The sequence below is a fragment of the Pseudomonas sp. NPDC086251 genome, from assembly GCF_044746405.1.
Lineage (GTDB): Bacteria > Pseudomonadota > Gammaproteobacteria > Pseudomonadales > Pseudomonadaceae > Aquipseudomonas.
In genome coordinates, this window is record NZ_JBIVBY010000077.1 from 1 (window position 1) to 4,636 (window position 4,636).

The following is a 4,636-nucleotide window of genomic DNA, read 5'->3' on the forward strand; positions in this document are numbered from 1 at the left end:
ATCACCTATCGGCAACGACTCGGTATTCCCACCCTCCTTCACCACAGCATAACTGCATTCGCTATGGATCGGCAGGGTGACCAGCTCAAGACAACGCTGGCAAACCATTTTGACTTCGGTGTCGATAAAGCTGTGAATTACCACAGACTTACGTTCATCTCGTTCAAAAACGAATTTAGCCTGCACCGTACCGACAGTGTCGGAAAGCGGGTCGCAGAGTCTCTCCAAATCGGCCAGCAGCAGTTCACCTTGAAGGGTGGTGCCACGATCAGCCAATTTGCGCGGGTCAACGTGAGGTGGAATCGGGTCATTCAACATAGGCGCAGCATTATAGGGATGCACCCAGCCATGTCAAAGGAAATTCAGCCCTGTCCGTCACTTGCAAGCCTCCGCTAGAATTCGCACCTGTCTTTTGGAGATGCGCATGCTGCCTTTATTACTCGCTTCTAGCTCGGTTTACCGCCGGGAATTGCTGGCCCGCTTGCAGCTGCCGTTCACCTGCAGCTCGCCGGATATCGATGAAAGCCATCGTCCGGGCGAGTCTGCGATTGAGTTGGTAAAACGTCTCGCCGAGGAGAAAGCCCGGGCGCTGGCCGGCAGTCATGCCGCTCATCTGATTATCGGCTCCGATCAGGTTGCGGTGCTGGGCGATCGGATCATTGGCAAGCCGCATACGTTTGAAAAAGCGCGCGAGCAGTTGATGGCGGCCAGTGGTGCCAGTGTTACGTTTCTGACGGGTTTGGCGTTGCTGAATAGTCAGACGGGAGCGTGTCAGGTGGATTGTGTGCCGTTCACGGTGCATATGCGTACGCTCGATCAGGCGCGCATCGAGCGTTATCTACGCGCTGAACAGCCCTATGACTGCGCTGGCAGCTTTAAGGCGGAGGGTTTGGGGGTGAGTTTGTTTCAACGCACCGAAGGGCCTGACGCTACCAGCCTGATCGGTCTGCCGTTGATTCGGCTGGTGGACATGTTGCTGGTCGAAGGCGTGCAGATACCTTAAAGATCAAAAGATCGCAGCCTCGTTTCACTCGACAGCTCCTACAAGGGATACGCATTTCAATGTAGGAGCTGTCGAGTGAAACGAGGCTGCGATCTTTTGACTTAAAAAACCGGCAAAAGCCTGTTTTTTTATCAGCCAGAAAATCAGCGCAACGAAGGCCCCTGGAAGCCCATCCACATCGCCAACTGCGCAGCCACACTGGCACCGAGCTTCTTCGAAAAGCGATCAAACGGCGATTCCTGAACCGTGAAATCCACCAGCTCTTTCTCGCCAATCACATCACGCGCCACCGAGCTCGCATTGCCCAGGCCATCGATCAGCCCCAGCGGCAGTGCCTGCTCGCCGTTCCAGACCAACCCGGAAAACAGTTCCGGATGCTCCTTGTCCTTGAGGCGATCACCACGACCCTGCTTCACACTGTTGATGAACTGCTGATGAGTGGTATCAAGCACACTCTGCCAGAACTGCGTTTCTTCAGGCTTCTGCGGCTGGAACGGATCGAGGAAGGTCTTGTGCTCCCCGGAGGTGTACGTACGCCGCTCGACACCCAGTTTCTCCATGGTGCCGACGAAACCGTAACCGGCCGCCGTCACACCAATGGAACCGACCAGACTCGCCTTGTCGGCGTAGATCTGATCCGCCGCACTGGCAATGTAATAAGCACCGGAAGCGCCCAGGTCCGAGATCACCGCATACACCTTGGTGTCCGGATGCAGGCCACGCAAACGGCGGATTTCGTCGTAGACATACCCCGACTGCACCGGACTGCCGCCCGGGCTGTTGATGCGCAGGATGACGCCCTTGACCTTCTCGTCCTCGAAAGCCGCACGCAGGCTGCCGACGATGTTATCGGCGCTGGCAGGCTCCTTGTCGGCGATCATGCCCGTCACGTCGATCAGCGCCGTGTAGTTGGCGCTGCGTGTGGCGGCTTTTTCCATGTCCATCAGCGGTGTGAACAGGACCAGCGCGCCAAACAGGTACACAAAGGTCAGCAGCTTGAAGAAAATCCCCCAGCGACGGGACCGGCGCTGCTCCTGCACACTGGCCAGCAGGGTCTTTTCCAGCAGCTTCCAGCTTTTCTCGTCACCGCTCTCTGCGCTCGCCTTGGCGGGCGCTTTCCATTCGTCGGTCATGACATCTACCCCAGCAAAAACCTATTAAGCCCGCTGATTCAGCCAGGCATGCAATTCTGAAAAACGATCAATCGCCAGTGCCGGCTCGAACAGCTTCAGCGCCTCGATGGATTGCGCGCCGTAGCTGACCGCCACCGAATCCATACCGGCGTTGCGCGCCATCTGCAAGTCGAAGGACGAATCGCCGACCATCAATGCCTGCTCCGGACGAACCTCGCAATGGGCGAGAATCTGCTCCAGCATCAGCGGATGGGGTTTGCTGGCGGTTTCGTCGGCCGCACGGGTGATGTCGAAATAATCTTCCCAACCGTGAGACTTCAGCACCCGATCCAGCCCGCGACGGGCCTTGCCGGTCGCCACTGCCAAGCGATAGCCCTCGGCGCGAAACGCCTCCATCGACTCGACAACCCCTTCGAACAACGGCGAAGGTACGGCTTCCGAGGCGATGTAGTGATCGGCGTAATGTTCGCGAAAAGCGATCAGTTCGGCATCGCCAATCTCCGGATACAACGTGCGAATCGCTTCCGGCAGCCCCAGGCCAATGATGCCCTTGACGGCAAAATCATCGCGCAACTCGAACCCGGAGCGCTCGGAGGCGACGTGCATCGCCTCGACAATCCGACCAATGGAATCAGCGAGCGTGCCATCCCAATCAAAAATCAGCAGTTTGTAATCAGAGGGGTGCACTCAGGCGCTCCACGGTCTTGGCCCACATCTCGTCGACAGGCGCCTGCAACTTCAACTCGCTGCCATCCGGCAGGGGCACCGTCAGCATGTAGGCGTGCAGGAACAGGCGTTTGCCGCCCAGGTCGCGAATTTCCTTGCTGAAATCGTCATCGCCGTACTTGGTGTCGCCAGCGATGCAGTGCCCGGCGTGCAACGTGTGCACGCGGATCTGGTGAGTCCGGCCGGTGATCGGCTTGGCCTCAATCAGGGTCGCAAAGTCGCCGAAGCGGCGCAGGACCTTGAACACGGTCACAGACTCCTTGCCCTCCTCCTCGTCGACCTCGACCATGCGCTCGCCGGAGCGCAGATTGCTCTTGCCCAGCGACGCACGGACTTGCTTGATCGACGCCGCCCAGTTACCGCGCACCAGCGCCATGTAGCGCTTGTCGACGCCATCGCCACGCAATGCCGTGTGCAAGTGGCGCAACATGCTGCGCTTCTTGGCGATCATCAACAGGCCGGAGGTATCACGGTCGAGACGGTGAACCAGTTCGAGCTCCTTGCAATCGGGACGCAACTGACGAAAGGCTTCGATCACGCCGTAAGTCAGGCCGCTGCCGCCGTGAACCGCGATGCCACAAGGCTTGTTGATCACGATCAGCGCCTTGTCCTCGAAGACAATCGAGGCTTCGAGGCGCTGGAGCAGGCCTTGAGCCAGCGGCACCGGCTCGTCGCGTTCAGGCACGCGAACGGGCGGCACGCGCACGATATCGCCCGCCTGCAGCTTGTATTCGGGCTTGATCCGGCCTTTGTTCACTCGCACTTCGCCTTTGCGCAAAATGCGGTAAATCAAGGTCTTGGGCACGCCTTTGAGCCGAGCGAGAAGGAAGTTATCAATACGTTGGCCGGCATATTCCGGCGAGACCTCCAGCAGTTGTACGGCTGGGGTCGAAGGGGCAGTAGTCGTCATGGTGCGGATGATAACAATTTTTTATGGAATTGAAGCACTTAATCATTGCTGCTATAGTCGCGAACGCCGCCAAAAGTGGCCTGGACAGCGGACTAACGGTCAAAAACCGGCCCTGACCAACGCAATTCACGAGGACGTGAGGCCGTCCTACGGGGCTTTCGCTACGTAACGGTAGAGTTTGCAGCTGTAACGAGCGCAGGTGACATGAGGCCTGAATCATGCCGCAAAGCAGAGTTTTCACTCGCCTTCCGAGCAAATATTCACGGCCAGTTCACAAAGTGCAGTCAGCTACGAACAACCCCGAGCGAACGCTTCGGAAACAACGCCTAAATTAGCCATGATGCGTGACCTCCCCTTTCGGAGCTCACGGTAAATGCCAACCCGCTGCGGATTCTGCGCGCGGCAGCACCCGAATTATCAGGGATACGTGTAGGGTGGAGATGCACAACCGTCGGACTGTGTAGCACTAGGCTTATATTTAGACGCTTCATCTCGTCCACAGTCGCCGGTTGATTCCTCCTCCTGACTGAGTGCTTAAGTAGCCACAGCAAGCAGGACGCGTACGTCGCGACGCTGGCCCACATTGGCCGGACATCGCTAGACACTGGAGTGTCCAACCACACTCCTGACGCACCTGACACCGACCGTGAGAAGTCGTGTGTGCCGAACGCCGTTTCCGGCAGCCCGGAAACCGACGGTACTACATGAAAAGAATGCTGATTAACGCAACTCAACCCGAAGAGTTGCGTGTTGCACTGGTAGATGGCCAGCGCCTCTATGACCTGGACATCGAATCCGGTGCACGCGAGCAGAAAATGGCCAACTTCTATACAGGCCGGATGACTCGCATCGAACCACGCCGTG

Annotated in this window: 5 protein-coding genes and 1 pseudogene; 2 read left to right on the plus strand and 4 right to left on the minus strand. The window is 57.9% G+C overall.

Annotation, left to right across the window (positions count from 1 at the left end; all coding sequences use genetic code 11):
• Positions 1-318, minus strand: a pseudogene (locus ACIPL2_RS35030) (metal-binding protein); the annotation flags it as partial.
• Between the two features lie 106 nt (positions 319-424).
• On the opposite strand from ACIPL2_RS35030, the gene ACIPL2_RS35035 reads away from it, so the two are divergent.
• On the plus strand, positions 425-1,003 hold the full coding sequence (locus ACIPL2_RS35035; RefSeq protein ID WP_401365371.1) for a Maf family protein: 579 nt from the start codon (positions 425-427) through the stop codon (positions 1,001-1,003).
• A 143-nt stretch (positions 1,004-1,146) separates the two neighbouring features.
• Here ACIPL2_RS35035 and sppA read toward each other — a convergent pair whose 3' ends face one another.
• The 3 genes from sppA to rluC are packed head-to-tail and all read right to left on the minus strand — an operon-like array spanning position 1,147 to position 3,772.
• Positions 1,147-2,136, minus strand: a complete 990-nt coding sequence (gene sppA / locus ACIPL2_RS35040; RefSeq protein ID WP_401365374.1) for a signal peptide peptidase SppA — start codon at positions 2,134-2,136, stop codon at positions 1,147-1,149.
• A 24-nt stretch (positions 2,137-2,160) separates the two neighbouring features.
• A complete protein-coding gene (locus ACIPL2_RS35045; protein WP_401365377.1) occupies positions 2,161-2,823 on the minus strand; it encodes an HAD-IA family hydrolase in 663 nt (220 codons plus the stop codon).
• The gene (gene rluC, locus ACIPL2_RS35050; protein ID WP_214377843.1) at positions 2,810-3,772 is read right to left on the minus strand and encodes a 23S rRNA pseudouridine(955/2504/2580) synthase RluC; all 963 of its coding nucleotides are present in this window, start codon (positions 3,770-3,772) and stop codon (positions 2,810-2,812) included. The genes ACIPL2_RS35045 and rluC overlap by 14 nt, the downstream gene beginning before the upstream one ends.
• Before the next feature lie 704 nt (positions 3,773-4,476).
• Between rluC and ACIPL2_RS35055 the strand changes: the two genes are divergently transcribed.
• Positions 4,477-4,636, plus strand: a 160-nt coding sequence (locus ACIPL2_RS35055; protein ID WP_401365380.1) for a hypothetical protein, incomplete at its 3' end; no start/stop codon positions are given.